This window comes from Roseibaca calidilacus, assembly GCF_001517585.1.
In the GTDB taxonomy this organism is placed as follows: Bacteria; Pseudomonadota; Alphaproteobacteria; order Rhodobacterales; family Rhodobacteraceae; genus Roseinatronobacter; species Roseinatronobacter calidilacus.
This window is the reverse complement of the sequence record NZ_FBYC01000004.1, coordinates 459,537-483,169: the sequence shown is the minus strand read 5'-3', so window position 1 is coordinate 483,169 and position 23,633 is coordinate 459,537. Positions and strand designations below refer to the sequence as shown.

Here is a 23,633-nt window from a genome sequence, read left to right as displayed (position 1 = left end):
GGTCAATCATTCCACAACAAACGAGCCGCTCATCCCGCGATCTTCCAAACCCCGGCAATGAAAGCTGTAGGTGCCCGGACGGATAGGCACGAAGAAAAGATCGACCTCGCCATCGCTGTCCATTTCCAGCTCGTTCAACTGCGCGACCTTGATTTCCATGCCGCCCGCCTCGATCTTGCGCAGCCATGAATTCTTGAAGAAGGACGGGGCTTCCCAGTTGCATTCGTGCCAGCCCACGGCCTTGACGTTCAGGTGATAGGCTTTGCCAGTCTGCATCTGGAATTCGTTCGGCGTCATCCCGAAGCCGTTGTCGCCGGTGCCGACTTCGAGGGTTTCGAGCTGTTCGGGCAGCGATGAGAGATCGCCCCCGACGGCGTGTGCGGCGCTCGTCAGGGCCAGCAGGGATGCTGCGGCCAAAGTCGTGATGCGTGTCATGTCTGTCTCCTCCGGTTGCATGATCCGGGCAGCGTAATCAGCTTCGTGCGATTTCGGGAATACGACCATGGTGTATCGGACCAAAGTCCAACTTCGCGCCAGTGCAGTCGTCAGCTAGCGTGATGGAAGCCTTTGGGAGGAGGCCCCATGACACATATTCCCCTGCCCATTCCCGCAACCCTTGCCACGTTCGCTGCCACCACGGCGCTGGCAAATATCGACGTGCCGATTGCCTATCTGGAACTTCAGGTCGAACGCCCGCCGGTGCTGACCAATCTGGACCCGATCCCCGAGGATCTGGGCCGCATGGGGGCGCATCTGGGATTGGCCGACAATATCACGACAGGCGGGTTCATGGGGCACAATTACAGCGTCAGTGATGTGCTCGTGCCCATGGGAGATGACTGGCTGGAGGCCGGGCGCAGCGTGTTAGGCGACTATCGCATCCTCGTTGTCAACGCCCCTGCGGACGCGCTTCTGGCGCTGGCCGACCTGCCCGAAGCCGAGGGCGCGCTGATCTTCAACGCCAGTGCTGAAGTGGAAGCGCTGCGCGAAGGTGACTGCCGCGCCAATGTCCTGCACACCATGCCCAGCTACGCCATGCGCGCCGATGCGCTGATGCAGTTTCTGGTCACGAAACGCTGGAGCGATCTGGTCATGATCACAGGCCAGCGCGAGGGTGACATGGCATTCGCAGAGGCGCTGCGCAATTCCGCCACCAAATTCGGCGCGCGTATCCTAGCGGAAAAAGAATGGGACATGTCGTCAGACATGCGCCGCAATATCGGGCAGGAATTCCCGGTTTTCACACAGGATTTCCCCAACCATCATGTGATGCTTGTGGCCGATGAAGCAGGCGATTTCGGCCCGTTTCTGGAATTCAACGCATGGGAGCCGCGCCCTGTGGCGGGGTCCGCTGGCGCACGCCCGGATGCGTGGTCAGACCGCGTGGAAGCCTATGGCGCGGCGCAGTTACAACTGCGCTTCAAGCGGCTGGCCGACCGCCCGATGGGCGCTGTGGATTATGCCGCCTGGGCGGCTGTGCGGTCGGTCGGTGAGGCCGTGACGCGCACCGGCAGCAATGATGCGAATGAGCTCCGCGACTATATTCTGAGTGATGCGTTTGAACTGGCCGCCTTCAAGGGCGCGGCGATCACCTATCGTGACTGGAACGGCCAGATGCGCCAGCCGATGCCCGTTGCCACAAAAACCGCGCTTGTGGCCATGACGCCCATGCCCGGCTTTCTGCACGAAGTCAGCACACTTGACACGCTGGGGCGAGACCGCCCTGAAACGGCCTGCAAGGCCTTTGACTGAAAGGAAATAACATGATCCGCAGCACAGTTTCCGCGATTGCTCTGAGTGTCCTGATGGCCGGGCCGGCCATGGCGCAGGAAGTCTGGGTGTCAAACGAGCGCGACAACACAATCAGCATCATTGATGTGCCCACGATGGAGGTGATCGAGACGATCGAGGTCGGCGCGCGCCCGCGCGGGATCATGTTCAGCCATGATCACAAGGTGGCCTATCTCTGTGCATCCGATGACAGCACCATTCAGGTGATCGACGTGGCCACGCGCGAAATCTTGCACAATCTGCCGTCGGGCGAGAACCCTGAAACCTTTGCGCTGCATCCCGACAACCGCCATATCTATATCTCGAACGAAGATGACAACATCACCTCGGTTCTGGATGTTGTGGATCGCCGGATCGTCGCGCAAATTCCGGTGGGGGTGGAACCTGAAGGCAAGGCCATCAACCGCGCGGGCACCATCGCCATCACCACCTCTGAAACCACCAACATGGCGCATTGGATCAACACTGAAACCTTCGAGATTTTCCAGAACTCGCTGGTCGGATCGCGCCCGCGCCATGCGGAATTCACCAGCGACGACAAGCGCCTGTTTGTCAGTGCCGAAATCGGCGGTGGGCTGCATGTGTTTGACACGGAAACCTTTGAAGAACTGGCCGAAATCCGCTTTGAGATCCCCGATGTGCACCCCCATGATGTGCAGCCTGTGGGTTTCAAGCTGACCGAGGACATGAGCCGCGCCTATGTGGCCCTTGGTCCGGCCAACCACATTGCCGTCGTGGATGCTGAAACCTACGAGGTGCTGGGCTATCATCTGGTGGGTCGTCGTGTCTGGCACATGGCGATCTCGGATGATGAAACCAAGCTGTTTACCACGAATGGCGTGTCCGGCGATGTGACGATCATTGATCTGGAACGCGAAGAGCCCGTCAAGACCGTGAAGGTAGGGCGCTTCCCATGGGGCGCGGCGTATCGGCCTGCGGATAGCTGATGGGCGATCCTGCCGCGCTTGAAGTTGCAGAACTGAGCTTTCGCTACGGCAGGAAAGAGGCGCTTCAAAGCGTCTCTTTTTGCGTTCAGCCGGGGGAATTCTGCGCCCTGCTTGGCCCCAACGGGGCGGGCAAATCGACGCTCTTTGCGCTGCTGACGCGGCTGTTTGTGGCCCGACAGGGAAAGATTGCCGTGATGGGGCAGGATTTGCAGGCGGCCCCGCGTGCGGCGCTGGCGCGCATGGGGGTCGTGTTTCAGCAGATGACGCTTGATCTGGACCTGAGCGTGGCGCGCAATCTGGCCTATTTCGGCGCGCTGCACGGGCTGTCGCGGCGCGAGGCTGCATTGCGCGCGGGCGAGGTTCTGGAGCGGCTGGATATGGCGGAACGCGCGCGAGAGAAGGCGCGCGATCTCAATGGCGGCCACAGACGGCGGCTGGAGATTGCGCGCGCGCTGATGCACCGCCCGCGCCTGCTGTTGCTGGATGAACCGACCGTTGGGCTGGACGCACGCGCGCGTGCCAGCATCACCGCCCATGTCCATGCGCTGACGCGCGACGATGGGCTGGCCGTGCTCTGGGCCACGCATCTGGTGGATGAGGTAACCCCCGGTGATACCGTGCTGATATTGCATCGAGGCCAGATCGTGCAGCGCGGTCGCGCACAGGATATCACCCCGGAACATGGCCTTGCCGCGCATTTCATGGCACTGACCGAGGACACCGCCGCATGAGCCTCTACTTGCGCGCCATGACTGCGATTCTTGTGCGCGAAGCGCTACGTTTCGTCACCCAACGCGAGCGATTCCTTGCAGCACTTGTGCGCCCGCTGGTCTGGCTGATCGTTTTCGCCGCTGGCTTTCGCGCCGCCCTTGGCCTGTCGATCATCCCGCCCTATCAGACCTATATCACCTATGAGGTCTATATCATCCCGGGCCTTGTGGCGATGATCCAGCTTTTCAATGCGATGCAATCCGCGCTCAGCCTTGTCTATGACCGCGAAATGGGGTCGATGCGGCTTTTGCTGACCGCGCCGCTGCCGCGCTGGTGGCTCTTGTTCTGCAAGCTCTTGGCGGGGGTGCTGGTGTCGATCCTGCAAGTCTATGCCTTTCTTGGGATTGCCTATCTCTATGGCATCAAGCTGCCGTCGATGGGCTATGTCTGGGTCTTGCCCGCGCTACTGGTGTCGGGGCTGATGCTGGGGGCGGTGGGGTTGTTTCTGGCCTCGACCATCCGGCAGCTGGAGAATTTCGCAGGCGTGATGAATTTTGTCATCTTTCCGGTGTTTTTCCTGTCGACGGCGCTTTATCCACTGTGGCGCATGGCGGAATCCTCGACCCTTTTGCGCGATATCTGCGCGTGGAATCCGTTTTCACATGCGGTCGAACTGATCCGCTTCGCGCTTTATCTACGGCTGAATACTGAAGCCCTTGGCTGGGTCGCGCTGACCTTTGGCGTCTTCATGGCGCTTGCCCTTTGGGGATTTGACCCCGCCCGTGGTATCATGACCCGTAAAGCCCGCTGACCGAGAGGATCTGACATGCGACTGCTTGCCCCTTTGCTGCTACTGGCCCTGCCTGCCATCGCGGAAGAAGATTTCTCGCAATATGGCACCACAAACCCCGAAGAAATGACGCTGGAACGGTTGGTTGAACGCGCCAGGCGCGGGGACGTGGACATGATGGTCTGTGCCAACGGCTATCTGGCCACCAAGGCGGGCCGCCACGAACAGGCGCGCATCATCTTTGAAGCCTGCGCCGCTGCGGGCTGGACACAGGCGATGAACTGGATGAGCCAGCTTGATCACAACGGTCTGGGCGCCGATGAAGACCCCGACCGCGCGACGGAATGGAGCAGGCGGGCGGGCGAGATGGGCGACGCGGTGGGCATCTATAACCACGGCATCGACATGATCCGCGGGCGCGGTGTCGCGCGCGATGTCGAGGGCGGGCGCGCGCTGGTGGACCGCGCGGCAAATGAAGGACTTGGCATCGCGAGAAGGTTGCAAGCGGCTGGCTATGACCTTGATGAGGTTACACCGGACGCAGATGCGTGGAAATACGCGCCGATGTTCTAAACATCTATTAAGAATGAAGAAAATTACGACCAAAGTCGCGTAGACTATGGTCGCGCAGACATGCGCGGGCATCGTGAATATGGTGCGCGCATGCTGCCCCCGATGGGCAGTCTTTTCAGGAGGAGAGACCCCATGAACCAGATGACTCAGGCCGATTTCCGCGTCACATCGCCTTTCAAACAGCGCTACGACAATTTTATCGGCGGCAAATTCGTGGCCCCGGTGAACGGGCGCTACATGGACAATATCACGCCCATCACAGGCCAGAAAGTCTGCGAGGTTGCGCGGTCCGATCAGGCCGATATCGACTTGGCGCTGGATGCCGCGCATGCGGCCAAGGACGCCTGGGGCCAGACAAGCGTGGCGGAACGGGCGAATACACTTTTACGCATCGCAGACCGGATCGAGCAGAACCTCGACCTGATCGCAGCTTCCGAGACATGGGACAATGGTAAGCCCATCCGTGAAACAACTGCCGCCGATATTCCGCTGGCGGTCGATCATTTCCGCTACTTCGCGGGCACCTTGCGCGCGCAGGAAGGCACTATGTCGGAAATCGACAATGACACGGTAGCCTATCATTTCCATGAACCGCTGGGCGTGGTCGGCCAGATCATCCCGTGGAATTTCTCGATCCTGATGGCGGCCTGGAAACTCGCACCTGCCTTGGCTGCGGGGAATTGCGTCGTGCTGAAACCTGCCGAGCAGACCCCTGCCGCAATTCTGGTGCTGATGGAAGTCATCGCTGATCTGCTGCCCGCAGGCGTGCTGAATATCGTCAACGGTCTGGGGGCAGAGGCCGGTGATGCGCTGGCGCGCTCGAACCGGATTGCCAAAATCGCCTTCACCGGGTCCACCGCCACGGGCCGCAAGATCATGGAAGCGGCGACCGTCAATCTGATCCCGGTCACGCTGGAACTGGGCGGCAAATCCCCCAATATTTTCTTCAAAGATATCATGGCGGAAGATGACGCCTATTTGGACAAGGCGGTCGAGGGCTTCGTTCTGTTCGCCTTCAATCAGGGCGAAGTCTGCACTTGCCCATCGCGCGCGCTGATCCATGAGGATATCTACGAGGAATTCATCGCCCGCTGCATCGCGCGTGTGAAAGCGATCAAGCAGGGCGATCCGCGCGACATGACCACGATGCTGGGCGCGCAAGCCAGTCAGCAACAGCACGAGAAGATCCTGTCCTATTTCAGCATTGGCGTTGAAGAAGGCGCGGAAGTGCTGACCGGCGGGGCCTCGGCCAGAATGGAAGGCGATCTGGAGGGCGGCTTCTACATCGAGCCGACGATCCTGAAGGGCCATAACAAGATGCGCGTGTTTCAGGAAGAAATCTTCGGTCCTGTCGTTTCAGTGACGACCTTCAAGACCGATGAGGAAGCCTTGGCCATCGCCAATGACACCATGTATGGCCTTGGTGCTGGTGTCTGGACCCGCGACGGAACGCGCGCTTACCGCTTTGGTCGTGCGATTGAAGCTGGGCGCGTCTGGGTGAACAACTATCACGCCTATCCTGCCCATGCGGCTTTCGGCGGCTACAAGCAGTCCGGCATCGGGCGCGAGACCCACAAGATGATGCTGGACCACTACCAGCAGACCAAGAACATGCTGGTCAGCTACAACCCGAACAAACTGGGCTTCTTCTGACGCCTGACATGATTTTTGGCTCCGCCCGCGCACCACGGGCGGGGCTTGCACAGACTCCGGGCCGACGCTCTAAAGAAACGCGGGAAAGTTGGTGATAGATCAGCTTTGTGGCGGCCTCCACGGTCGGGAACGAGCCGCGCGTCTTAATGGATTTTCGGATCACCCGGTTCAGGCTTTCGATCGCATTCGTGGTGTAGATGATCTTGCGGATGGCCGGGTCGAAGGCGAAGAACGGGATCACCTCCTGCCACGCCCGCCGCCACGCCGGCACGATTGAGGCGTATTTTCCGGCCCATTTTCCCTCGGAGGCATCGAGCTCGGCCTCGGCCATATCGGCGGTCGGTGCGCTGTAAATCCGGCGCAGGTCAGCGGCCACGGCCTTGCGATCCTTCCAGGAGCAGAAGTTCAGGCTATGGCGCACCAGATGCACGATGCAGGTCTGAACCAGCGTTTCAGGAAAGGCCGCCGTGATCGCATCTGGGAAGGCCTTGAGACCGTCCACGACGGCGATCAGGATGTCCTGGAGCCCCCGGTTCTTCAGCTCGTTCATCACCGAAAGCCAGAATTTGGCGCCCTCGTTCTCAGCGATCCACAAGCCCAGGACTTCGCGGCTCCCGTCGCGGGTGACGCCAAGGGCCACGTAAACCGCCATGTTCTTGACCGTCCGGCTGTCGGCATCGCGGCTCTTCACCCGTAGCGCGTCAAAGATCACGATGGGATACATCCGCTCCAGCGCGCGGCTTTGCCATTCCCGGACCTCGTCCAGCACCGCGTCGGTGACGCGGCTGATCAGGTCAGGCGACACCTTCGGGCCATAGAGATCAAGCAGATGGGCCTGAATGTCCCGCACCGTCAGCCCGGCGGCGTAGAGCCCGATGATCTTGTCATCCATCCCGTCGATCCGGGTCTGGCCCTTCTTCACCAGCTCCGGCTCGAAGCTGCTGTCGCGGTCCCGGGGGAACGCCACCGGCAATTCCCCGTCCTGCCCTTTCAGCACCTTGGCTGATGTCCCGTTGCGGCGATTGGATTGGCTCGACGGCGCACTCTCGCCTTCTTCATAGCCAAGATGCGCAGTCAGTTCGGCCCCCAGCATCCGCTCCATGAGCTTGATCTTCAGCTCTTTCATCAGCCCGGCGTCGCCAAGCAGTGCCTGAATCAGCTGATCATGGACGCGCAACGTCGCCGATATCTTGGCGTTCTCTGCTGCGATCCGGGCATTTTCTGCCTGCAAAGCCGCGATCATCGCGCGCAATTCAGCGGGATCATCAGGCAGATTTTCGGCAGGTTCCGACATACACCTTATTACCAAAAATCAGGCTCAAGCGCCATATAAATAACGATAATTCGAGTGCAGAATTACCCCACGCGCGCTGGCGGCGCGCCCCAATCCGGACGTCGCCAGTCGATCCCTTCCCACAGCATCGCGAGCTGCGCTGATGTCAGCCGCATCGACCCATCTGCAGCATTCGGCCAAGGGAAGCGGCCACGCTCCAAGACTTTGTAGTAGAGGCAAAACCCCTGCCCATCCCAGAACAGAAGCTTGATACGATCCCCGCGTCGCCCACGGAACGCAAATACCGCACCATTGGCTGGTTTCTGACGCAACACATCCTGCGCCAAAGCGGCCAGCCCCGCGATTCCCTTTCGCATATCTGTGACACCACACGCCAGATACACACGCACACCAGTGCCGGGACCGATCATGTGGCGTCCACCGCGCGGATCAGCACCGACAGCGCAGTCGGATCAATCGTGCTTTCAAAATGCAAGCTACGGCCGCCACGCAGACGCAATTCAACTGCAACAGGTGGCGACGTTTCAGCGACCGTATCCTGCGCTGTCGGCACTCCAGCCGCTACTGACATATCCAAAGGGTAGAAAAGCGCCCCGGCATCCGGCGACCAAAGACCCTTCTTCTTCAGGTCGTGCCGCCAAGCGTAAATCTGCTGCCGCGTCACTTCATGGCGCTGCGCCACCTGCGTCACCGTTGCGCCGCCCACCCCGACCGACATGATGATCTCGAGCTTGTCCTCGTCACGCCAGAAGCGCCGTCGCTCCAGCCCAAGAATTTCACCACGCATCAATGACCCCGCATAAGACACGTCGTTAACGACGTAGTTAAACACGTGTCTTACATCAACGCCCCTCCGTCAGGCAGGCGCTTCCAATGGCGCGGTTACGGTCGTCAATGGCCCGACCTTCCTCGCAGGGCTGGCGAAATGCGGATATTGCGGGCTGGCCCTGATCCAGAACACCGGAAAAGGCGGTGCTTACCGTTATTACTGCTGTTCCAAAAAGCTGAAACAGGGTCCTTCGAGCTGTCGCGGATTGCGTATGCCGATGCAGAGCCTGGACAAAATCGTGATGGCGCATATTGAGGCTAATATCCTGCCGCCTGATCGTCTGGAGGATATGCTGAAAGATTACATCGCATCAGCCCGTGATCGCGAGGCGGCAACCAAGGCCGCCCTTACCCTAAAGCGCACGCAACTGACGGAAACCAAGGCGGCCATCACCCGCTTGCTGGAACTGGTTGAAAAGGGCTTGGCCGATCTGGAAGCCCCCGAATTCCGCGAACGCATGGTTGCCTTGCGGTTCCGCCGCGACGAACTGAGCACTGACATCACTGATCTAAATCGCCGCCTGAATGAGGAACGCCCCGACATCACCCGGGAAAAGCTGAAGACACTCTCAAACCTGCTGCGCAGACAGTTCGACTCAGGCGATCACCAGGTTCGGCAAGCCTATGCCCGCCTGATGCTCGACGAGGTGCGGGTATGGGATGGGGAAATCCACGTCACAGGATCAAAAAGGCGCCATGCAAAAAAGGCTTCTGACCCGACCGGCACCACTGCGCCCAAAGTTCTCTCTTTTGTTCGGAAATGGCGCACCCAAGAGGATTCGAACCTCTGACCTCTGCCTTCGGAGGGCAGCGCTCTATCCAGCTGAGCTATGGGTGCTCTGCCCTTCGTATAGGCGCGCCGACCCGCCGATGCAACGGGGTTTCATGCGAAAAGATCATGACACAGTTCCAGCCCGTCGATCAGCGCATCCACCTCATCGCGGGTGTTATACATGGCGAAAGACGCGCGGCAGGTGGCTGTCAGGTCCAGATGTTCCATCAACGGTCCACAGCAATGCTGGCCCGCGCGCACGGCAATGCCTTTTTGGTCCAGCACGGTCGAGATGTCATGCGCATGTGCGGCACCGTCCAGCACAAAGCTGAAGATCGCCCCTTTGCCCGGCGCATGGCCTTGCACGCTGACCCAGTTCAGCCCGGCCAGCCGGGTTTGCGCGTAATCGCGCAAATCGGCCTCATGCGCGGCGATCGTGTCCAGCCCGATCGCCATCATGTAATCAATGGCCACGCCAAGCCCGATCTGCTGCACAATGCCGGGGGTGCCGGCCTCGAACTTGTGGGGCGGGTCGTTATAGACCACGCCGTCGCGCGTGACCTCGCGGATCATGTCGCCGCCACCCATGAAGGGGCGCATCTGGGCCTGCCGGGCGCGGCTGATATAGATCGCGCCGGATGCGGACGGGCCGTATAGCTTGTGCCCCGTGATGGCATAGAAATCGCAGCCAATCGCCTGCACATCAACCGGCATATGCACGGCAGCTTGGCTGCCATCGACCAGAACCGGCACGCCCTTGGCGCGCGCGCCTGCACAAATTGCGGCCACATCGACCACAGTGCCCAGCACGTTCGACATATGCGTAACCGCAGCCAGCTTGGTGCGCGGGCCAATAGCGTCAATCACCGCTTGGGGGTCAAGGCTGCCATCGGCAGCGGTTTCGACCCATTTTATGACCACGCCCTGCCGCTCGCGCAGGAAATGCCACGGCACGATATTGGCGTGGTGTTCCATGATCGACAGCACGATTTCGTCGCCCGCTTCCATACGCGGCATGGCCCAACCATAGGCAACAAGGTTAATGCCCATGGTCGTGCCGGTGGTATACAGAATCTCTTCCTCATGCCCCGCGTTCAGGAACCGCTGCAATTTGCCACGGACGCTTTCATATTTGTCGGTCGCAAGGTTCGACAGGTAGTGCAAGCCCCGGTGCACATTGGCATATTCCTCGGCATAGCCGCGCGTGACCGCATCAATCACTGCGCGCGGTTTCTGGGCCGACGCGCCATTGTCCAGATACACCAGCGGCTTGCCGTTCACCTGCCGCGACAGGATGGGGAAATCAGCGCGAATTTTGTCTACATCCAGCATCACTGCATGTCCTGCGGAACGAGGCCCAGAAATGTCAAAACGATGGCAAACACCACCGCCAGCGCGAAAAACGCGAACACCGTGCCCACCGCCACCTTCAGGGCAGAGGTGAACCCGTGCAGCGCCATGGTGAAATTGACCAGCAACCACATGAAAATCGCCAGCGACGCCATGGTGACAAGGCCAAATAGCGGCGGCACCACCAGAAGCACGACAAGCTGCGCGATCTGCACCGCGATCATGACGAATTGCAACCACGCCAGCAGCAGCAACGCGTCAGGAAACGTTCCGCTGCCCCCCGCACGGCGACCAATGGTTTGAACAGCCACGACCAGCCCCAACAGGATCATGGTCTGGAACACCGCCATGAAGATCAGGCTGCCACCGAACGCGGCCTCGCCCAACAGCAGGACAGACGCCTGTCCCACCAGCACAGACAGGACCACGACAATTACGAAGCCCAGCCAACGCGCATCGTCGGGCGGGTTCATGTCCATGATCCGGGTGGCCGTGTCGCGCGGGGCGACCAACGTGTCCCGCATCAGCGCGGTGACCGAAGCCAAGGTCAGGTCCATGCTTTTCTCCTAGCCCAGCGAAATCGCAACTGCGCGCACCGCCGCAACAGTCCTTGCCAGAATGTAAAGGAACACCAGCAAGACCACAAACCCGAAGCCCTGCGACACAAGACCCAACCCCAAAAAGGCCGATAGCCCCCCTTGCAACAGCATCAGCGGTGTCACCGTCAGCAGAGACCAGAACAGCGCCAAGCGCACCAGAATGCCCGGCACATTGGCCCCTGACAGCCGCAAGCCCAGCTTCAGCACAGCGGCGCAGCCATACAGGATCAGCGGCAACAAGAACATAATGCCGAACATGGCGCCGCCCATGCGCTGCTCGAAGGTGACAGACGTGTCAATCGTAGCCGCGCGCGACAGGCCGGGCCATTGGGCAACGAAAATCAGCCCGCAGGCCAGCAGCGCGAAGAACATCACTTGTGGTTCGCGCAAATCGCCTTGCGCCAGCCCCCGCACCACGCCAGCCGGGTCACGGTAGCTGCGCAATATATTCTGCGTCAGGGACATTGCGCCGCCCGCTCCTGCTTCATCTTGCCCAAAATACTCCGGGGGAGTCTGGCCCAGGGGCCAGACGGGGGCAGCGCCCCCTACCCTGCATTACTTATGGCGCTGAAGCCAGGCTTCAAGCCGGTCGCGCAGGTCGCCCGCCAGATCGGGATCGGAAATCTCGTCCAGCGCTTCGGCCAAGAAAGCCAGCACCAACAACATCTTGGCTTCGGCTTCGGGAATGCCGCGCGCGCGCAGGTAGTAAAGCTGCGTCGCGTCAATCTCGCCAGAGGTCGAGCCATGGCTGCATTTCACGTCATCGGCGTAGATTTCCAACTCTGGCTTGGCAAGGAACTGCGCATCCTCGTCCAGCAGCAGCGCTTGGCTGATCTGGTAGCCATCGGTTTTCTGCGCCAGTCGGTCCACAAGGATCTTGCCTTGGAACACGCCCACCGCACCGTGACGCAGCACCTTCTTGTAAACTTGGCGGCTTTCGCAGCCGGGCGCGTTATGGGCCACGAATACCGTGTCATCGGCGTGGAACGCGCCGTCACCTACGCTGGCCCCGGCCAGATGGGCCGAACCGTCTGCCCCGTCCAGCCAGATTTGCGCCTCGTTGCGGGTCAACTGGCCATTCACAGTCAGGGTAAAGCTTTTCAGCTGCGCCCCGGCCCCAAGCTGCGCGAAAATATGCGCCGCGCCCAGCCTTGCATGGTCGCGGCCTTGGCTGCGAATATGGTGCAGGGTCGCACCATCGGCGATATCGGCCTCGATCACCGTGTTCGACCGCGCCGCCAGCGGGCCGTTTTCGAGCAGTGTCAGCTCTGCCCCGGCGTCCAGCCGAATGACATGGTGCAGCAGCGCATCCGCATCCGTGGCGCTGCGCCGATAGATCAGCGAGATGGGCTTGGCGGGCGTGCGCGTTACCCGGATCAACACACCTTGCGTGGCATAGGCGGTGTTGAAGCTGGCCAAGGGGCGCTCCACCGGGGTTTGTGCGCGCGCGTCCAAGGTGCCGAACACCTCGCGTGCCCAGTGCAGATCGCTGCGGGCGGCGTCTGCCAATAGTTCAATCTCGACCCCGTCCAGCGCCAGCGCGTCAGACGCCTCGGCATCGAAGACGCCATCGGTAAAGACCAGCTTCACCCGGTCGAACGCGTCGAATACCGGGGCTTCGTCGCTGGTATCCAGCAGGTCGGCATCGGCGATATCGGCCTCGATCAAGGCGCGCGGGTCCGTGTATTTCCAATACTCGTCACGCTTCAGCGGCGCGCCCATGTCGGACCAGCGCGCCAGCGCGGCCTCGCGGGCTTTCGTCGCCCAAGCGCCGCCTTCGGGCAAAGGGCGCACCAGCTCTGCCGCGCGCGCTTGCTTTTGCGCTTTCAGCTTCGCCTTGGGCATCATGCCTTTGCCTCCGCCAGCAGGTCGCCATAGCCGTTATGTTCGACTTCCAATGCCAGTTCGGGACCACCAGTTTTGATAATGCGGCCTTCGGACATGATATGCACCACATCGGGTTTGATATGGTCCAGCAGGCGCTGGTAATGGGTGATGACCAGAAACGCCCGGTCGGGCGCGCGCAGCGCGTTCACGCCGTCGCTGACCAGTTTCATCGCGTCCACATCCAGACCCGAATCCGTTTCATCAAGGATGCACATCTTGGGTTCCAGCATGGCCATTTGCAGGATCTCGTTGCGCTTCTTCTCGCCGCCGGAAAAGCCCACATTTACGGGGCGTTTCAGCATATCGGCGTCGATCTGCAAATCCTTGGCCTTGGCGCGGACCAGTTTCAGGAAATCGCCCGCCGACAGCTCTTCCTCGCCGCGCGCTTTGCGCTGCGCGTTCACGGCGGTGCGCAGGAAGGTCATGTTGCCCACGCCGGGAATTTCGACCGGGTATTGAAAGGCCAGAAACAGGCCAGCGCTCGCGCGCTCTTCAGGTTCCATCTCCAGCAGGTCTTCGCCTTCCAGCGTGGCGCTGCCTTCGGTCACTTCGTAGCCGTCACGGCCCGAGAGCACATAGGACAGCGTGGACTTGCCCGACCCGTTCGGCCCCATGATGGCATGCACTTCACCGGGATTGATGGTCAGCGACAAGCCCTTGAGGATTTTCACCTCTGCGTCGTCCTCAAGTTCGGCGTGCAGGTTTTCGATCTTCAGCATGGTTCCAGTTCCTTCAGTCTATTGTCACGGCGGTGCCGGAAATCGACACCATCAGCATCGAATCCCCCACCACTTCATAATCCAGATCAACGCCGACAACGGCATTCGCGCCCAAAGCGCGGGCGCGCTCTTCCAATTCGCGACAGGCCTCGGTCCGGGCGTCGGCCAGTTTGGTTTCATACACGCCAGAGCGCCCGCCAATGAGGTCGGTAATCGACGCCACGAAATCGCGCAGGAAATTCGCCCCCATGATGACCTCGCCCACAACCAGCCCGTGATAGGCGGTGATGCGATGGCCTTCGATGGTTTGGGTGGTGGTGACGATCATGGCAGGTCGATCCCAGTCGCTTGTTTTAATTCTCGTTTCCCATATGCGAGAGCCACTTCAAACAGCATCGAAACCGTTGCTGTGCCAGCGTTGGAGGCAGCAGCTTTAGCCTTTGCCCAAATGCTCTCAGAACGAACAGCCGCGATGAAGTCATGGCCGCGGTTTGTTATTCTGACAGTATTTCGATATCTGCCGCTGAGTTCGATCAGTCCATCATCGTCTAAGAGAAGCAGATGCCCGTATTCTACGCGCCCCTGATCGGATGAATCTTTGTCGACATCGACATGCGAAACATAATCCCTCTCTTGCTCAAGTTTGAACAAAAGCTCTCTTAAAAGATCAGCGTCACGCTTCACCCCACCGACCCCTCAAGCGAGATCGCAACCAGCGCCTGCGCTTCCATGGCGAATTCCATCGGCAATTCTTGGAGCACTTCCTTGCAGAAACCGTTCACGACAAGCGCGACCGCCTCTTCCTCGTCCATGCCGCGCTGGCGGCAATAGAACAGTTGATCGTCATCCACCTTGGACGTGGTCGCCTCATGCTCGACGCGGGAAGAAGCATTCTTCACCTCGATATACGGCACCGTATGCGCGCCGCACAGATCGCCGATCAGCAAGCTGTCACATTGCGTGTAATTGCGGCTGTCGCGCGCCTTGGGGTGCATGGACACCAAGCCGCGATAGGTGTTCTGCGCGTGCCCTGCGGAAATGCCCTTGGACACAATGCGCGATTTCGTCCGCTTGCCCAGATGCACCATCTTGGTGCCCGTATCGGCCTGCTGCCAGTTATTGGCAATGGCGATGGAATAAAACTCGCCCTGCGCATCATCCCCGCGCAGAATGCAGGACGGGTATTTCCATGTAATCGCAGACCCGGTTTCGACCTGCGTCCACATCACCTTGGCGCGGTCCTCGCGGCAATCGGCGCGCTTGGTGACGAAGTTGTAAATGCCGCCCTTGCCGTCTTCATCGCCGGGGAACCAGTTCTGGACGGTGGAGTATTTCACTTCGGCATCTTCCAGCACGACGATTTCCACCACCGCCGCATGAAGCTGCGCTGTGTCGCGCTTGGGCGCGGTGCAGCCTTCCAGATAGCTGACATGGCTGCCCTTTTCGGCCACGATCAGCGTGCGCTCGAACTGGCCGGTGTTTTCGGCATTGATGCGAAAATAGGTGCTCAGCTCCATCGGGCATTTCACGCCCTCGGGGATGTAGACAAAGCTGCCATCGCTGAACACGGCGGAATTGAGCGCGGCGAAATAGTTGTCATTCTGCGGCACAACGCTGCCCAGATATTTCTTGACGAGTTCCGGATGCTCCTGCACGGCTTCGGAAATTGAGCAGAAGATCACACCGGCCGCCGCCAGTTCCTTCTTGAAGGTGGTGCCGACGCTGACCGAATCGAACACGGCATCCACCGCGACCTTGCGCGGCGCATCCGCGCCTTCGACCCCGGCCAAAACCATCTGTTCTTTCAACGGGATGCCCAGCTTGGCATAGGTTTCCAGCAGCTTTGGGTCAACTTCGTCCAAGCTTTTCGGCTTTTCTTCCATCGACTTGGGCTTGGCGTAATAATATTGCTCTTGGTAGTCGATGCCCGGCACGTTCAACATGGCCCAATCGGGGCTTTCCATGGTCAACCAGCGGCGATAGGCCTCCAGCCGCCATTCCAGCAGCCATTCGGGTTCGTTATTCTTCTCGGAAATCAGGCGCACGATGTCTTCGTTCAGACCTTTCGGCGCGAATTCCATCTCGATATCGGTGTTCCAGCCGTGCTTGTAGGTGCCGGCCATGGATTGCACGGTTTCGACCGTCTCGCGGTCCACGCCATCACGCACTTCGGTATCCAATGCAGCCATGTCTTTCCCCTTTTCCTGCCGCGCTGTCAGGCCGCGCGCGCCTTGAACCGCCGATAGTCTTTCAGCCACGCCTCGGCAAAACGCAGCACATCTTCTTCCGTCACATCCGGCCCAAGCGAGACGCGGATCGCGCCCTGCGCCGTGGCCGCATCGAACCCCATCGCGCCCAGAACGTCCGACCGCCGCGCCTTGCCCGACGAACAGGCAGACCCGGCCGAAACAGCGAAGCCCGCAAGGTCCATCTGCATGACCTGCGTTTCGCCCTTCCAGCCCGGCGTGGCTAGGCAAAGCGTGTTGGGCAGACGCGGCGCGCCTTTCCCGACAGAAATAGTCATATCAGCGGCAGCGTCCAGAGTTTTTTCTAGAATATTTCTAATTTCAGAAACCCGATCCCAAACCCCGCCTGCCAGATCACGCTGCGCGGCCTCTGCCGCGGCACCAAAACCGGCAATGCCGATCAGATTCTCGGTGCCCGCGCGGCGGCCCATCTCTTGCCCGCCGCCCCGGATTTGCGCCGCAAGTTCGGTGCCGCGCCGCAGGATCAGCGCGCCGATGCCTTTTGGCCCGCCCAGCTTATGGGCCGAAACAAACCCCATCTGGACTCCCAACCAGTTGAAGGCGAAGGGGATTTTTCCGAAACCCTGCGTCAGGTCACTGACCGCCAGCCCCTCGGGCAAATCCTGCACGATCCCGGTTTCCGAATTGGCCAGTTGCAACGTGGCATGGGCGGGGTCGGGCACGTTTACGCGGCCATCCGCCCCGACCGCCAGCGCGCCATCGGTCCACGCGCGCACCGCGTCATGTTCAAGAAGCGCGCCGGACAGCCCACGCCCTGCCAAAGCCAAGGCCGCCGCCTCTGTCGCGCCAGAGGTGAACACGATATCCGCACCATCTGCCCCAAGGGCCGCACCAATCTGCGCGCGCGCCCGCTCGACCAACGCCCGCGCCGCGCGACCTTCGGCATGAACCGAAGACGGGTTGCCAACCACGTCCATCGCCGCCACCATCGCCGCGCGTGCTTCAGGCCGCAGCGGTGTCGTCGCGTTCCAATCCAGATAGACCCGCTTAGCCAAAGCCCAAGCTCCATTCATCCTTGCACAAATATCCCGGGGGAGTCGCGGCTCCGCCGCGACGGGGGCAGCGCCCCCTATTCATCCACCACTTGAAACAGGTTGGGCACGGCGGGGCATGGCGTCATCGCGTTTCCGGCCACATCCGACAGCCGCGCTTGGTGCAGAAACACATAGACATGCGCTGACAGCCCTTCCCATAACCGGTTGGTCAGCGATTGCGCGCGCGAGCCGGTCACGGCCCCTTTCGCCCCGGCGCCCTTGTCCATGGCGCTGACGGTTTCATCCACCGCTTCCAGAATATCTGAAACCCGGATCGAATCCGCCGCCCGCGCCAGCCGGTAGCCGCCGCCCGGTCCGCGCACAGAGGCAACAAGCCCGGCGCGCCGCAGCTTCACGAACAGCTGTTCCAGATACGCCAACGACACGTTCTGCCGTTCCGCGATCTCACCCAACGAGACAAGGTGGCCATCAGGGGCCAGCGCCAGATCAACCAGCGCAATCATCGCGTAACGGCCTTTTGTCGAAAGCTTCATCGTCAATATCCCCGTATCGCGCAGACAACCCTGCGCGAATGCTATCCGGTTGACCTTTGACACCCCCCGCCCTAAAGCTGCAAGCTGCCGTGGGTCTGCCTGATACGCCGCAACCCAGCGCCAATTTAGAATGGATCTAAAATATCAGATCATGAAAGTCAAGAACACCCCCGCGTGGTTCAGTCGCTTTTCCGGTGCCAGCCCCGAGCGCGCCCAAAGTTGCGCGCGACTGACCAGCCCCGCCCTGAACCATCCCGTCATCCCCGTATAAGGCTTCTCCATGCCAGAGATCATTTTCGCCGGCCCCGAAGGTCGCCTCGAAGGGCGCTTTCACCCGCAGCGCAAGCCAGACGCGCCGATTGCCATCGTGCTGCATCCGCATCCGCAATTCGGCGGCACCATGAACAACAAGGTGGTCTATAACCTGCATTACGCCTTTCACAAGATGGGGTTTTCGGTTCTGCGCTTCAATTTCCGGGGCGTGGGCCGCAGCCAAGGCGAATATGACCAAGGCGTCGGCGAATTGTCCGATGCGGCGGCCGCGCTGGACTATGTTCAGGCGCAAAACCAGAACACGCGGCATTGCTGGGTCGCGGGTTTCAGCTTCGGCGCGTGGATCGGGATGCAACTTCTGATGCGCCGCCCCGATATCACAGGGTTCGTGTCGGTCGCGCCGCCCGCCAATCTTTATGATTTCAGCTTCCTTGCGCCCTGCCCGGCTTCGGGTCTTGTCATCAACGGCACAGCTGATCGCGTCGCGCCGCCGCAAGATACCCGCACGCTGGTGGGCAAGTTGAAGGAACAACGCGGCATCACCATCACCCATGCGGAAATCGAGGGCGCGGATCATTTCTTCCAGAACGAGGAACACCATATGCAGCCCATGCTGTCGACGGTGACGGAATACGTCACGCGCCGCCTGACCGAAGGCACGCGGTAGGCCCGGATGCACTGGGTCTTTCTGGGCTTCGCCATCCTGTTCGAAACCCTTGGCACCACCCTGCTCAAGGCCAGCGACGGGATGACACGCGCGGCCCCCGGCATCGGGGCCTTTGCCGCATATGCGCTGTCCTTCTGGCTGCTGTCGCTGGCCTTGCGAATCATTCCTGTCGGCGTGGCTTATGCCATCTGGGCCGGGCTTGGCATTTGCCTGATCGCGGCCATTGGCTGGGTCATGTTCGGGCAAAAGCTGGACTGGCCCGCATTGTTGGGCATTGCATTGATCCTGTCGGGTATACTGGTCATCAACCTGTTCAGCGCCAAGGTCTGATATGTCCGCCCCCGTGCCGCATAGCCCGTTCGAAGATGCCCAAGGGCTGCTGGTGGGCAGCGCGCTGTGTGGCTTTGGAATACATATCCTTGCCAGCGCGGGCTTGGTAACAGGCCAAACGGCGGGGCTGGCGGTGCTGTTGTCCTATGCAACGGGCGTCGGCTTCGGCGCGATCTTCTTTGCCATCAACCTGCCCTTCTATTGGCTGGCCTATCGCCATCTGGGCCGCGCTTTCACGCTCAAGACCTTCGCCGCCGTGGCCCTTGTGTCAGGCTTTGCCGAACTTGCCGCGCGCCTTGTGCAGGTCATGCCAGCCCACCCCGCCGTGGCCGCCGTGCTGTTCGGGCTGGTCGCCGGGGCCGGGCTGCTGGCGATATTTCGCCACCGTGCCAGTTTGGGCGGTGTGGGCATTCTGGCCTATTACCTGCAAGAGCGTATGGGCTGGCGCGCAGGCTGGGTGCAATTGGCCTTCGACCTTGTTCTGTTCGGGGCGGCGCTTTTGCTTATGGCGCCCGATCTGGTAATGTGGTCCCTGTTGGGGGCTGCAATCCTGAATGCCATCATCGGGGTCAACCATCGGCGGGATCGCTACATCGCCACCTGATGCGACATTACAGGGCTGGCCAGAGGCCGCGCAATCGGCTAATGCGGCGGCGCAGCACAAAAAGGCACTTCTGTTATGGACCTTCGCAATATTGCGATTATCGCACATGTTGACCACGGCAAGACGACGTTGGTGGACGAACTTCTGAAGCAATCGGGCACCTATCGTGACAACCAGGCCACGACGGAACGCGCGATGGACAGCAACGATCTGGAACGCGAACGCGGGATCACCATCCTTGCGAAAGCCACCTCGGTCGAGTGGAAGGACACCCGCATCAACATCGTCGATACCCCCGGCCACGCCGATTTCGGCGGCGAGGTCGAGCGCATTCTGTCGATGGTCGATGGCGTGGTGTTGCTGGTGGACGCCGCCGAAGGCCCGATGCCGCAAACCAAATTCGTGACCTCGAAGGCGCTGGCGCTGGGGCTGCGCCCGATCGTGGTGCTGAACAAGGTCGACAAGCCCGCCGCCGATGCCGATAATGCTCTGGATCTGGTGTTCGACCTGTTCGCCAATCTGGGCGCAACCGATGAACAGCTTGATTTCCCTGTGCTTTATGCATCCGGCATCAATGGCTGGGCCGATGCCGAACTGGACGGGCCGCGCAAGGACATGTCGGCCTTGTTCGATCTGGTGGTGCGGCACGTGCCTGCCCCCAAGCAGGTGGCCGACCGTGACGCGCCCTTCCGGATGCTGGCGACAACATTGTCGGCCGACCCCTATCTGGGCCGCATCCTGACGGGCCGGGTGGAAGCGGGCACGCTGAAACCGGGCGAAACCATCAAGGCGCTATCGCGTGACGGCACCAAGATCGAACAATTCCGCTGCACCAAGGTGCTGGCCTTCCGTGGCTTGGGCCAACAGCCGATCGACGCTGCCGAGGCGGGCGACATCGTCACCATCGCGGGCATGACCAAGGCCACCGTGGCCGATACGCTCTGCGCGCTGGACGTGGACACCGCCCTGCCCGCGCAGCCCATCGACCCGCCGACCATCAGCGTGACCTTCGGGATCAATGATTCGCCGCTGGCGGGCCGCGACGGGTCCAAGGTGCAAAGCCGCGTCATCCGCGAACGCCTGATGCGCGAAGCCGAGGTGAATGTCGCCATCAAGGTCAGCGATACGCCGGGCGGCGACGCGTTCGACGTGGCGGGCCGGGGCGAATTGCAAATGGGCGTCCTGATCGAAAACATGCGCCGCGAAGGGTTCGAGCTGTCGATCTCGCGCCCCCGCGTGCTGATGCGTGAAGAAGACGGTCAAAAGCTGGAACCCATCGAAGAAGTCACCATCGACGTGGATGACGAATATACCGGCACCGTGATCGAGAAACTGACCGGCCCGCGCCGCGGCGATCTGGCGGAAATGAAACCCGCAGGTGCAGGCAAGACTCGGATCATCGCGCATGTGCCCTCGCGCGGGTTGATCGGCTATCACGGCGAATTCCTGACCGACACGCGCGGCACCGGCGTTCTGAACCGGGTGTTCCACGAATGGGCGCCCTATAAGGGGCCGATTCCGGGCCGTCGTCAGGGCGTGCTGATCTCTATGGAAGATGGCACCGCCGTGGCCTTCGCGCTGTGGAATCTGGAAGATCGCGGCAAGATGTTCATCAACCCGCAAGACCCGGTCTATCAGGGCATGGTCATTGGCGAGCATAGCCGCGACAACGATTTGGAAGTGAACCCGCTGAAGGGCAAGAAGCTGACCAACGTGCGCGCGTCGGGCACCGATGACGCGGTCAAACTGACGCCGCCAACCATCATGTCGCTGGAACAGGCCATCTCGTATATCGACGATGATGAACTGGTCGAGGTTACACCCAACGCGATCCGCCTGCGCAAACGCTTCCTTGACCCGCATGAGCGCAAGCGCCAGTCGCGCGCCAGCGCCTGACGCAAGATCGGCCTGAGATATGGCCATGTCTGACAATCCCCCGCGTGCGCCCTTATCCGGGCCGCGCGGGTTTTGTCATTCCATGCCCGGTTTCAGGCGGCTTTCGGACTGCCACCGCCGCGCCCTAGAAGCGCCGCGCGGTCCTGTCGGCAATATCGGTCTGATGCCAGTTTTCGCAGCGCTCGCGGGCAGCATCTGTCAGCGCGCAATTGAACAGGATATCCGAGCCCATATCGCAAACCTGCGTGTCTGGGCGCGGCGCATCGGCAAGGCTGCCGACCTGCGTGATACGGTTGAACCCTTGCGGTCCACCGCCGATCAGCAGCGGCGCGACGGCGACATGCAGATGCGATAGCAACCCGGCTTCGAAAAAGCGCGACACGGTGATCCCGCCGCCCTCGACCAGCACAGCATTCAGGCCAAACTCTAGCAAGGCTGACAGAATCTGACGCGGTGCAAGTGTGCCATCGGTCAGGCTGGGCAGGCGCACGATCTCGACCCCCTCTGGCCGGGCACGCGCCACCGTCTGCACGACAATCCGGCGCGCGCCATCGTCGCGCAATGCTGGGGCGTCATCGGGCAAGCGCCCGCGCGGGTCGATGATAACGCGCGCCGGGTTCTGCCCCGGACACAGCCGCACCGTCAGGCGCGGGTTGTCATGCAACGCCGTGCGCACCCCGATGACAACGGCATCGACCAGCGCGCGCAGCCGGTGCAAATGGCGCAGCCCGTCCGGCCCGGAAATATCGCGCGCATCGCCCGACACGGTTGCCACCCGCCCATCCAGCGATTGCCCGATTTGCCCGATGGCGATCGGCCCCATATCGCGCCGTGCAAGCGGGGCGTAGATGTTCAGGGCGGTCTGCTCCCCATCGGTCCAGTCGCCGCAACAGGCGCAGCCCTTCCCCGCGCGTATATCCAAAATACGCTGCCAGACCCGCGGGGTGACGTCAGCCTTATCCATGCGCTTTCCTTTCCGGTGCTTCCGGTGGCACAGCCAGCAAATCTATATGTCCGATCAGGGCTTGGGCGTGGCCCAGCGCGGCGTGGCGCGCGGCAAGCCAAGCCGGGCTGCCTGAATACCCCGCGCGGGTGGCAGCGGCGGCGATCCCGTCCAGCAGTTCTGCCTGAAGCGCGCGGTCTTGCGGGCCAAGCACCCATGGGCTTTGGGCCAGTTCGACCGTGTAACCTGCCGCTTGGAACAGGCGAGCCGCGCGCGTGGCGCCGTCCGGCCCAAGCGCGGGGCCAAAGCCCTTGTCGCTGCGCTGATCGGCGTTGAAGGCATGGGTTACATCGGCATCGGCTGGGTCAGGCGGGGTCCATGACATTGCCCCATCATAGCTAAGCGCCGCGTAAAACGGCAGCCCATGCTCTGCCAAACGCGCCACAAGCCCGCCCAACCAAGCATCCGACACAAGGTCCAGCAGCGCCGAGGCCGTGACAAGGGACGCGCCGTGCAACGGCAGCGCCCCCAGGTCGGTCAGGTCGGCCTGAATACAGGTCACACGCCCCTCCAGACGCGGCGCAAGCGCCAGCAGGGCAGGGTCATTGTCCACCAAGGTCCAGCGCGCCCGCAGGGGCTGTGCGGCTTTCATGGCGCGCAGGGTCGCGCCCGTGCCCGCGCCCAGATCGACAATCTGCTCGGGGCCAAGCGCCAAGGCACGCGCAAGCAACCCGGCATCTCGCGCGGCGCGATCTGCGGGGGCCCGCAAGCTTAGCCAGTCAGGCGCAAACCCCATGCGTTACACCTGCCCTTCGAACCAAGCACGCGCCATATGGCTTTCGTGCAGCAGGATGCGCAGCTTCTTCACCCGGCCCCCATCGTTCAGATCACCCGCCGCGATCCGCGCTTTCATACTGTCGAAAATATGCTTGCACAGAAATTCGGTCGTGGTGAATTTGCCTGTGAATTCAGGCACTTCGTCAAGGTTCTTGTAGCGCAAGGGCGCAAGCGTGTCGGCCAGCGCTTCGGTGGCAAGGCCGATATCGACGACCAAGCCATGCGCGTCGATGTCCTCGGTGTAAAAGGCGGCATCGACGGTAAACGTTGCGCCGTGCATGCCTTGCGCGGGGCCAAAGACCGGCGATGGCAGGGAATGGGCAATCATGATGTGGTCGCGAACTTCGACAGCGAACATGGGGCGTCCTTTCAAG

Annotated in this window: 29 protein-coding genes and 1 tRNA gene; 11 read left to right on the top strand and 19 right to left on the bottom strand. The window is 61.3% G+C overall.

The features are described 5' to 3' along the window. Positions 1 to 6: 6 nt before the first annotated feature. Positions 7 to 435 carry a cupredoxin domain-containing protein gene (locus tag AWT76_RS05875; protein ID WP_072245519.1) on the bottom strand — a complete coding sequence of 143 codons (429 nt, stop codon included), beginning with the start codon at positions 433 to 435 and terminating at the stop codon, positions 7 to 9. 147 nt (positions 436 to 582) lie between these two features. Between AWT76_RS05875 and AWT76_RS05870 the strand changes: the two genes are divergently transcribed. The 6 genes from AWT76_RS05870 to exaC all read left to right on the top strand — a co-directional run bounded on the left by AWT76_RS05870 (position 583) and on the right by exaC (position 6,465). Then, a complete protein-coding gene (locus tag AWT76_RS05870) occupies positions 583 to 1,752 on the top strand; it encodes an ABC transporter substrate-binding protein (protein WP_072245518.1) in 1,170 nt (389 codons plus the stop codon). 11 nt (positions 1,753 to 1,763) lie between these two features. After that, positions 1,764 to 2,738, top strand: coding sequence for a PQQ-dependent catabolism-associated beta-propeller protein (locus tag AWT76_RS05865; protein WP_072245517.1), 975 nt, complete (start codon positions 1,764 to 1,766; stop codon positions 2,736 to 2,738). Continuing rightward, positions 2,738 to 3,469 (top strand): ABC transporter ATP-binding protein, encoded by a 732-nt coding sequence (locus AWT76_RS05860; RefSeq protein WP_072245516.1) that lies wholly within the window; start codon positions 2,738 to 2,740, stop codon positions 3,467 to 3,469. The genes AWT76_RS05865 and AWT76_RS05860 overlap by 1 nt, the downstream gene beginning before the upstream one ends. Next, positions 3,466 to 4,260, top strand: a complete 795-nt coding sequence (locus tag AWT76_RS05855; RefSeq protein ID WP_072245515.1) for an ABC transporter permease — start codon at positions 3,466 to 3,468, stop codon at positions 4,258 to 4,260. The genes AWT76_RS05860 and AWT76_RS05855 overlap by 4 nt, the downstream gene beginning before the upstream one ends. A gap of 15 nt (positions 4,261 to 4,275) precedes the next feature. Next, complete coding sequence (locus AWT76_RS05850) at positions 4,276 to 4,812, top strand: SEL1-like repeat protein (RefSeq protein ID WP_072245514.1); 537 nt, start codon at positions 4,276 to 4,278, stop codon at positions 4,810 to 4,812. Positions 4,813 to 4,944: 132 nt separating this feature from the next. Beyond that, positions 4,945 to 6,465 carry an acetaldehyde dehydrogenase ExaC gene (gene exaC, locus AWT76_RS05845; RefSeq protein ID WP_072245513.1) on the top strand — a complete coding sequence of 507 codons (1,521 nt, stop codon included), beginning with the start codon at positions 4,945 to 4,947 and terminating at the stop codon, positions 6,463 to 6,465. Here the strand turns inward: exaC and AWT76_RS05840 are convergent. The 3 genes from AWT76_RS05840 to tnpA all read right to left on the bottom strand — a co-directional run bounded on the left by AWT76_RS05840 (position 6,431) and on the right by tnpA (position 8,546). Next, on the bottom strand, positions 6,431 to 7,612 hold the full coding sequence (locus tag AWT76_RS05840; RefSeq protein ID WP_420493657.1) for an IS256 family transposase: 1,182 nt from the start codon (positions 7,610 to 7,612) through the stop codon (positions 6,431 to 6,433). The genes exaC and AWT76_RS05840 overlap by 35 nt on opposite strands. A gap of 209 nt (positions 7,613 to 7,821) precedes the next feature. Beyond that, positions 7,822 to 8,169 (bottom strand): IS66 family insertion sequence element accessory protein TnpB, encoded by a 348-nt coding sequence (tnpB, locus tag AWT76_RS05835; protein ID WP_037967155.1) that lies wholly within the window; start codon positions 8,167 to 8,169, stop codon positions 7,822 to 7,824. Next, positions 8,166 to 8,546: an IS66-like element accessory protein TnpA gene (gene tnpA, locus AWT76_RS05830; RefSeq protein ID WP_141655992.1), complete on the bottom strand. Its 381-nt coding sequence runs from the start codon at positions 8,544 to 8,546 to the stop codon at positions 8,166 to 8,168. Before tnpA ends, tnpB begins: the two co-directional genes overlap by 4 nt. A gap of 130 nt (positions 8,547 to 8,676) precedes the next feature. Between tnpA and AWT76_RS05825 the strand changes: the two genes are divergently transcribed. After that, positions 8,677 to 9,378, top strand: a complete 702-nt coding sequence (locus AWT76_RS05825) for a recombinase zinc ribbon domain-containing protein (RefSeq protein ID WP_082700122.1) — start codon at positions 8,677 to 8,679, stop codon at positions 9,376 to 9,378. Here AWT76_RS05825 and AWT76_RS05820 read toward each other — a convergent pair. The 12 genes from AWT76_RS05820 to AWT76_RS16900 all read right to left on the bottom strand — a co-directional run bounded on the left by AWT76_RS05820 (position 9,349) and on the right by AWT76_RS16900 (position 17,991). Continuing rightward, a tRNA-Arg gene (locus tag AWT76_RS05820) sits at positions 9,349 to 9,425 on the bottom strand. The genes AWT76_RS05825 and AWT76_RS05820 overlap by 30 nt on opposite strands. Positions 9,426 to 9,470: 45 nt before the next feature. Next, positions 9,471 to 10,691, bottom strand: a complete 1,221-nt coding sequence (locus AWT76_RS05815; protein ID WP_072245511.1) for a cysteine desulfurase — start codon at positions 10,689 to 10,691, stop codon at positions 9,471 to 9,473. Continuing rightward, a complete protein-coding gene (locus AWT76_RS05810) occupies positions 10,691 to 11,266 on the bottom strand; it encodes a YIP1 family protein (protein ID WP_072245510.1) in 576 nt (191 codons plus the stop codon). Before AWT76_RS05810 ends, AWT76_RS05815 begins: the two co-directional genes overlap by 1 nt. A gap of 9 nt (positions 11,267 to 11,275) precedes the next feature. Then, positions 11,276 to 11,773, bottom strand: a complete 498-nt coding sequence (locus tag AWT76_RS05805) for a hypothetical protein (protein ID WP_072245509.1) — start codon at positions 11,771 to 11,773, stop codon at positions 11,276 to 11,278. A gap of 90 nt (positions 11,774 to 11,863) precedes the next feature. Continuing rightward, a complete protein-coding gene (locus tag AWT76_RS05800) occupies positions 11,864 to 13,153 on the bottom strand; it encodes a SufB/SufD family protein (protein WP_072247515.1) in 1,290 nt (429 codons plus the stop codon). Further along, complete coding sequence (gene sufC, locus AWT76_RS05795) at positions 13,153 to 13,914, bottom strand: Fe-S cluster assembly ATPase SufC (protein WP_072245508.1); 762 nt, start codon at positions 13,912 to 13,914, stop codon at positions 13,153 to 13,155. The genes AWT76_RS05800 and sufC overlap by 1 nt, the downstream gene beginning before the upstream one ends. Before the next feature lie 13 nt (positions 13,915 to 13,927). Further along, positions 13,928 to 14,242: a heavy metal-binding domain-containing protein gene (locus AWT76_RS05790; RefSeq protein WP_072245507.1), complete on the bottom strand. Its 315-nt coding sequence runs from the start codon at positions 14,240 to 14,242 to the stop codon at positions 13,928 to 13,930. After that, positions 14,239 to 14,598 (bottom strand): DUF2513 domain-containing protein, encoded by a 360-nt coding sequence (locus tag AWT76_RS05785; protein ID WP_072245506.1) that lies wholly within the window; start codon positions 14,596 to 14,598, stop codon positions 14,239 to 14,241. The genes AWT76_RS05790 and AWT76_RS05785 overlap by 4 nt, the downstream gene beginning before the upstream one ends. Continuing rightward, positions 14,595 to 16,103 (bottom strand): Fe-S cluster assembly protein SufB, encoded by a 1,509-nt coding sequence (gene sufB, locus AWT76_RS05780; RefSeq protein WP_072247513.1) that lies wholly within the window; start codon positions 16,101 to 16,103, stop codon positions 14,595 to 14,597. Before sufB ends, AWT76_RS05785 begins: the two co-directional genes overlap by 4 nt. Positions 16,104 to 16,129: 26 nt before the next feature. After that, positions 16,130 to 17,194 (bottom strand): cysteine desulfurase family protein, encoded by a 1,065-nt coding sequence (locus AWT76_RS05775; protein WP_072245505.1) that lies wholly within the window; start codon positions 17,192 to 17,194, stop codon positions 16,130 to 16,132. Positions 17,195 to 17,250: 56 nt separating this feature from the next. Then, positions 17,251 to 17,709 carry a Fe-S cluster assembly transcriptional regulator IscR gene (gene iscR / locus AWT76_RS05770; RefSeq protein WP_072245504.1) on the bottom strand — a complete coding sequence of 153 codons (459 nt, stop codon included), beginning with the start codon at positions 17,707 to 17,709 and terminating at the stop codon, positions 17,251 to 17,253. 144 nt (positions 17,710 to 17,853) lie between these two features. Beyond that, positions 17,854 to 17,991, bottom strand: a complete 138-nt coding sequence (locus AWT76_RS16900) for a hypothetical protein (protein WP_176699347.1) — start codon at positions 17,989 to 17,991, stop codon at positions 17,854 to 17,856. Between AWT76_RS16900 and AWT76_RS05765 the strand changes: the two genes are divergently transcribed. The 4 genes from AWT76_RS05765 to typA all read left to right on the top strand — a co-directional run bounded on the left by AWT76_RS05765 (position 17,990) and on the right by typA (position 21,479). Continuing rightward, positions 17,990 to 18,649 (top strand): alpha/beta hydrolase, encoded by a 660-nt coding sequence (locus AWT76_RS05765; RefSeq protein ID WP_072245503.1) that lies wholly within the window; start codon positions 17,990 to 17,992, stop codon positions 18,647 to 18,649. The two genes, AWT76_RS16900 and AWT76_RS05765, sit on opposite strands and share 2 nt — an antisense overlap. A gap of 6 nt (positions 18,650 to 18,655) precedes the next feature. Beyond that, positions 18,656 to 18,979 (top strand): DMT family transporter, encoded by a 324-nt coding sequence (locus tag AWT76_RS05760; protein ID WP_072245502.1) that lies wholly within the window; start codon positions 18,656 to 18,658, stop codon positions 18,977 to 18,979. 1 nt (position 18,980) lies between these two features. Beyond that, entirely contained in the window at positions 18,981 to 19,583 is a 603-nt protein-coding gene (locus AWT76_RS05755; protein ID WP_072245501.1) for a YitT family protein, read from the top strand. Positions 19,584 to 19,658: 75 nt separating this feature from the next. Further along, positions 19,659 to 21,479 (top strand): translational GTPase TypA, encoded by a 1,821-nt coding sequence (gene typA, locus AWT76_RS05750; RefSeq protein WP_072245500.1) that lies wholly within the window; start codon positions 19,659 to 19,661, stop codon positions 21,477 to 21,479. A 124-nt stretch (positions 21,480 to 21,603) separates the two neighbouring features. Here the strand turns inward: typA and AWT76_RS05745 are convergent, their stop codons facing one another. From AWT76_RS05745 to AWT76_RS05735, 3 genes are read right to left on the bottom strand one after another with little or no spacing between them, the layout of a single operon-like run. Beyond that, complete coding sequence (locus AWT76_RS05745; RefSeq protein WP_072245499.1) at positions 21,604 to 22,443, bottom strand: RibD family protein; 840 nt, start codon at positions 22,441 to 22,443, stop codon at positions 21,604 to 21,606. Further along, the gene (locus tag AWT76_RS05740) at positions 22,436 to 23,218 is read right to left on the bottom strand and encodes a class I SAM-dependent methyltransferase (RefSeq protein ID WP_072245498.1); all 783 of its coding nucleotides are present in this window, start codon (positions 23,216 to 23,218) and stop codon (positions 22,436 to 22,438) included. Before AWT76_RS05740 ends, AWT76_RS05745 begins: the two co-directional genes overlap by 8 nt. 3 nt (positions 23,219 to 23,221) lie before the next feature. Further along, entirely contained in the window at positions 23,222 to 23,617 is a 396-nt protein-coding gene (locus tag AWT76_RS05735) for a 6-pyruvoyl trahydropterin synthase family protein (protein ID WP_072245497.1), read from the bottom strand. Between the last annotated feature and the right edge of the window lie 16 nt (positions 23,618 to 23,633).

Coding starts and splice junctions, on each gene's coding strand:
- AWT76_RS05875 (WP_072245519.1), bottom strand. CDS start 435: ATGACACGCATCACGACTTTGGCCGCAGCATCCCTGCTGGCCCTGACG.
- AWT76_RS05870 (WP_072245518.1), top strand. CDS start 583: ATGACACATATTCCCCTGCCCATTCCCGCAACCCTTGCCACGTTCGCT.
- AWT76_RS05865 (WP_072245517.1), top strand. CDS start 1,764: ATGATCCGCAGCACAGTTTCCGCGATTGCTCTGAGTGTCCTGATGGCC.
- AWT76_RS05860 (WP_072245516.1), top strand. CDS start 2,738: ATGGGCGATCCTGCCGCGCTTGAAGTTGCAGAACTGAGCTTTCGCTAC.
- AWT76_RS05855 (WP_072245515.1), top strand. CDS start 3,466: ATGAGCCTCTACTTGCGCGCCATGACTGCGATTCTTGTGCGCGAAGCG.
- AWT76_RS05850 (WP_072245514.1), top strand. CDS start 4,276: ATGCGACTGCTTGCCCCTTTGCTGCTACTGGCCCTGCCTGCCATCGCG.
- exaC (WP_072245513.1), top strand. CDS start 4,945: ATGAACCAGATGACTCAGGCCGATTTCCGCGTCACATCGCCTTTCAAA.
- tnpB (WP_037967155.1), bottom strand. CDS start 8,169: ATGATCGGTCCCGGCACTGGTGTGCGTGTGTATCTGGCGTGTGGTGTC.
- tnpA (WP_141655992.1), bottom strand. CDS start 8,546: ATGCGTGGTGAAATTCTTGGGCTGGAGCGACGGCGCTTCTGGCGTGAC.
- AWT76_RS05815 (WP_072245511.1), bottom strand. CDS start 10,691: ATGCTGGATGTAGACAAAATTCGCGCTGATTTCCCCATCCTGTCGCGG.
- AWT76_RS05810 (WP_072245510.1), bottom strand. CDS start 11,266: ATGGACCTGACCTTGGCTTCGGTCACCGCGCTGATGCGGGACACGTTG.
- AWT76_RS05805 (WP_072245509.1), bottom strand. CDS start 11,773: ATGTCCCTGACGCAGAATATATTGCGCAGCTACCGTGACCCGGCTGGC.
- AWT76_RS05800 (WP_072247515.1), bottom strand. CDS start 13,153: ATGCCCAAGGCGAAGCTGAAAGCGCAAAAGCAAGCGCGCGCGGCAGAG.
- sufC (WP_072245508.1), bottom strand. CDS start 13,914: ATGCTGAAGATCGAAAACCTGCACGCCGAACTTGAGGACGACGCAGAG.
- AWT76_RS05790 (WP_072245507.1), bottom strand. CDS start 14,242: ATGATCGTCACCACCACCCAAACCATCGAAGGCCATCGCATCACCGCC.
- sufB (WP_072247513.1), bottom strand. CDS start 16,103: ATGGCTGCATTGGATACCGAAGTGCGTGATGGCGTGGACCGCGAGACG.
- AWT76_RS05775 (WP_072245505.1), bottom strand. CDS start 17,194: ATGAATGGAGCTTGGGCTTTGGCTAAGCGGGTCTATCTGGATTGGAAC.
- iscR (WP_072245504.1), bottom strand. CDS start 17,709: ATGAAGCTTTCGACAAAAGGCCGTTACGCGATGATTGCGCTGGTTGAT.
- AWT76_RS05765 (WP_072245503.1), top strand. CDS start 17,990: ATGCCAGAGATCATTTTCGCCGGCCCCGAAGGTCGCCTCGAAGGGCGC.
- AWT76_RS16900 (WP_176699347.1), bottom strand. CDS start 17,991: ATGGAGAAGCCTTATACGGGGATGACGGGATGGTTCAGGGCGGGGCTG.
- AWT76_RS05760 (WP_072245502.1), top strand. CDS start 18,656: ATGCACTGGGTCTTTCTGGGCTTCGCCATCCTGTTCGAAACCCTTGGC.
- AWT76_RS05755 (WP_072245501.1), top strand. CDS start 18,981: ATGTCCGCCCCCGTGCCGCATAGCCCGTTCGAAGATGCCCAAGGGCTG.
- typA (WP_072245500.1), top strand. CDS start 19,659: ATGGACCTTCGCAATATTGCGATTATCGCACATGTTGACCACGGCAAG.
- AWT76_RS05745 (WP_072245499.1), bottom strand. CDS start 22,443: ATGGATAAGGCTGACGTCACCCCGCGGGTCTGGCAGCGTATTTTGGAT.
- AWT76_RS05740 (WP_072245498.1), bottom strand. CDS start 23,218: ATGGGGTTTGCGCCTGACTGGCTAAGCTTGCGGGCCCCCGCAGATCGC.
- AWT76_RS05735 (WP_072245497.1), bottom strand. CDS start 23,617: ATGTTCGCTGTCGAAGTTCGCGACCACATCATGATTGCCCATTCCCTG.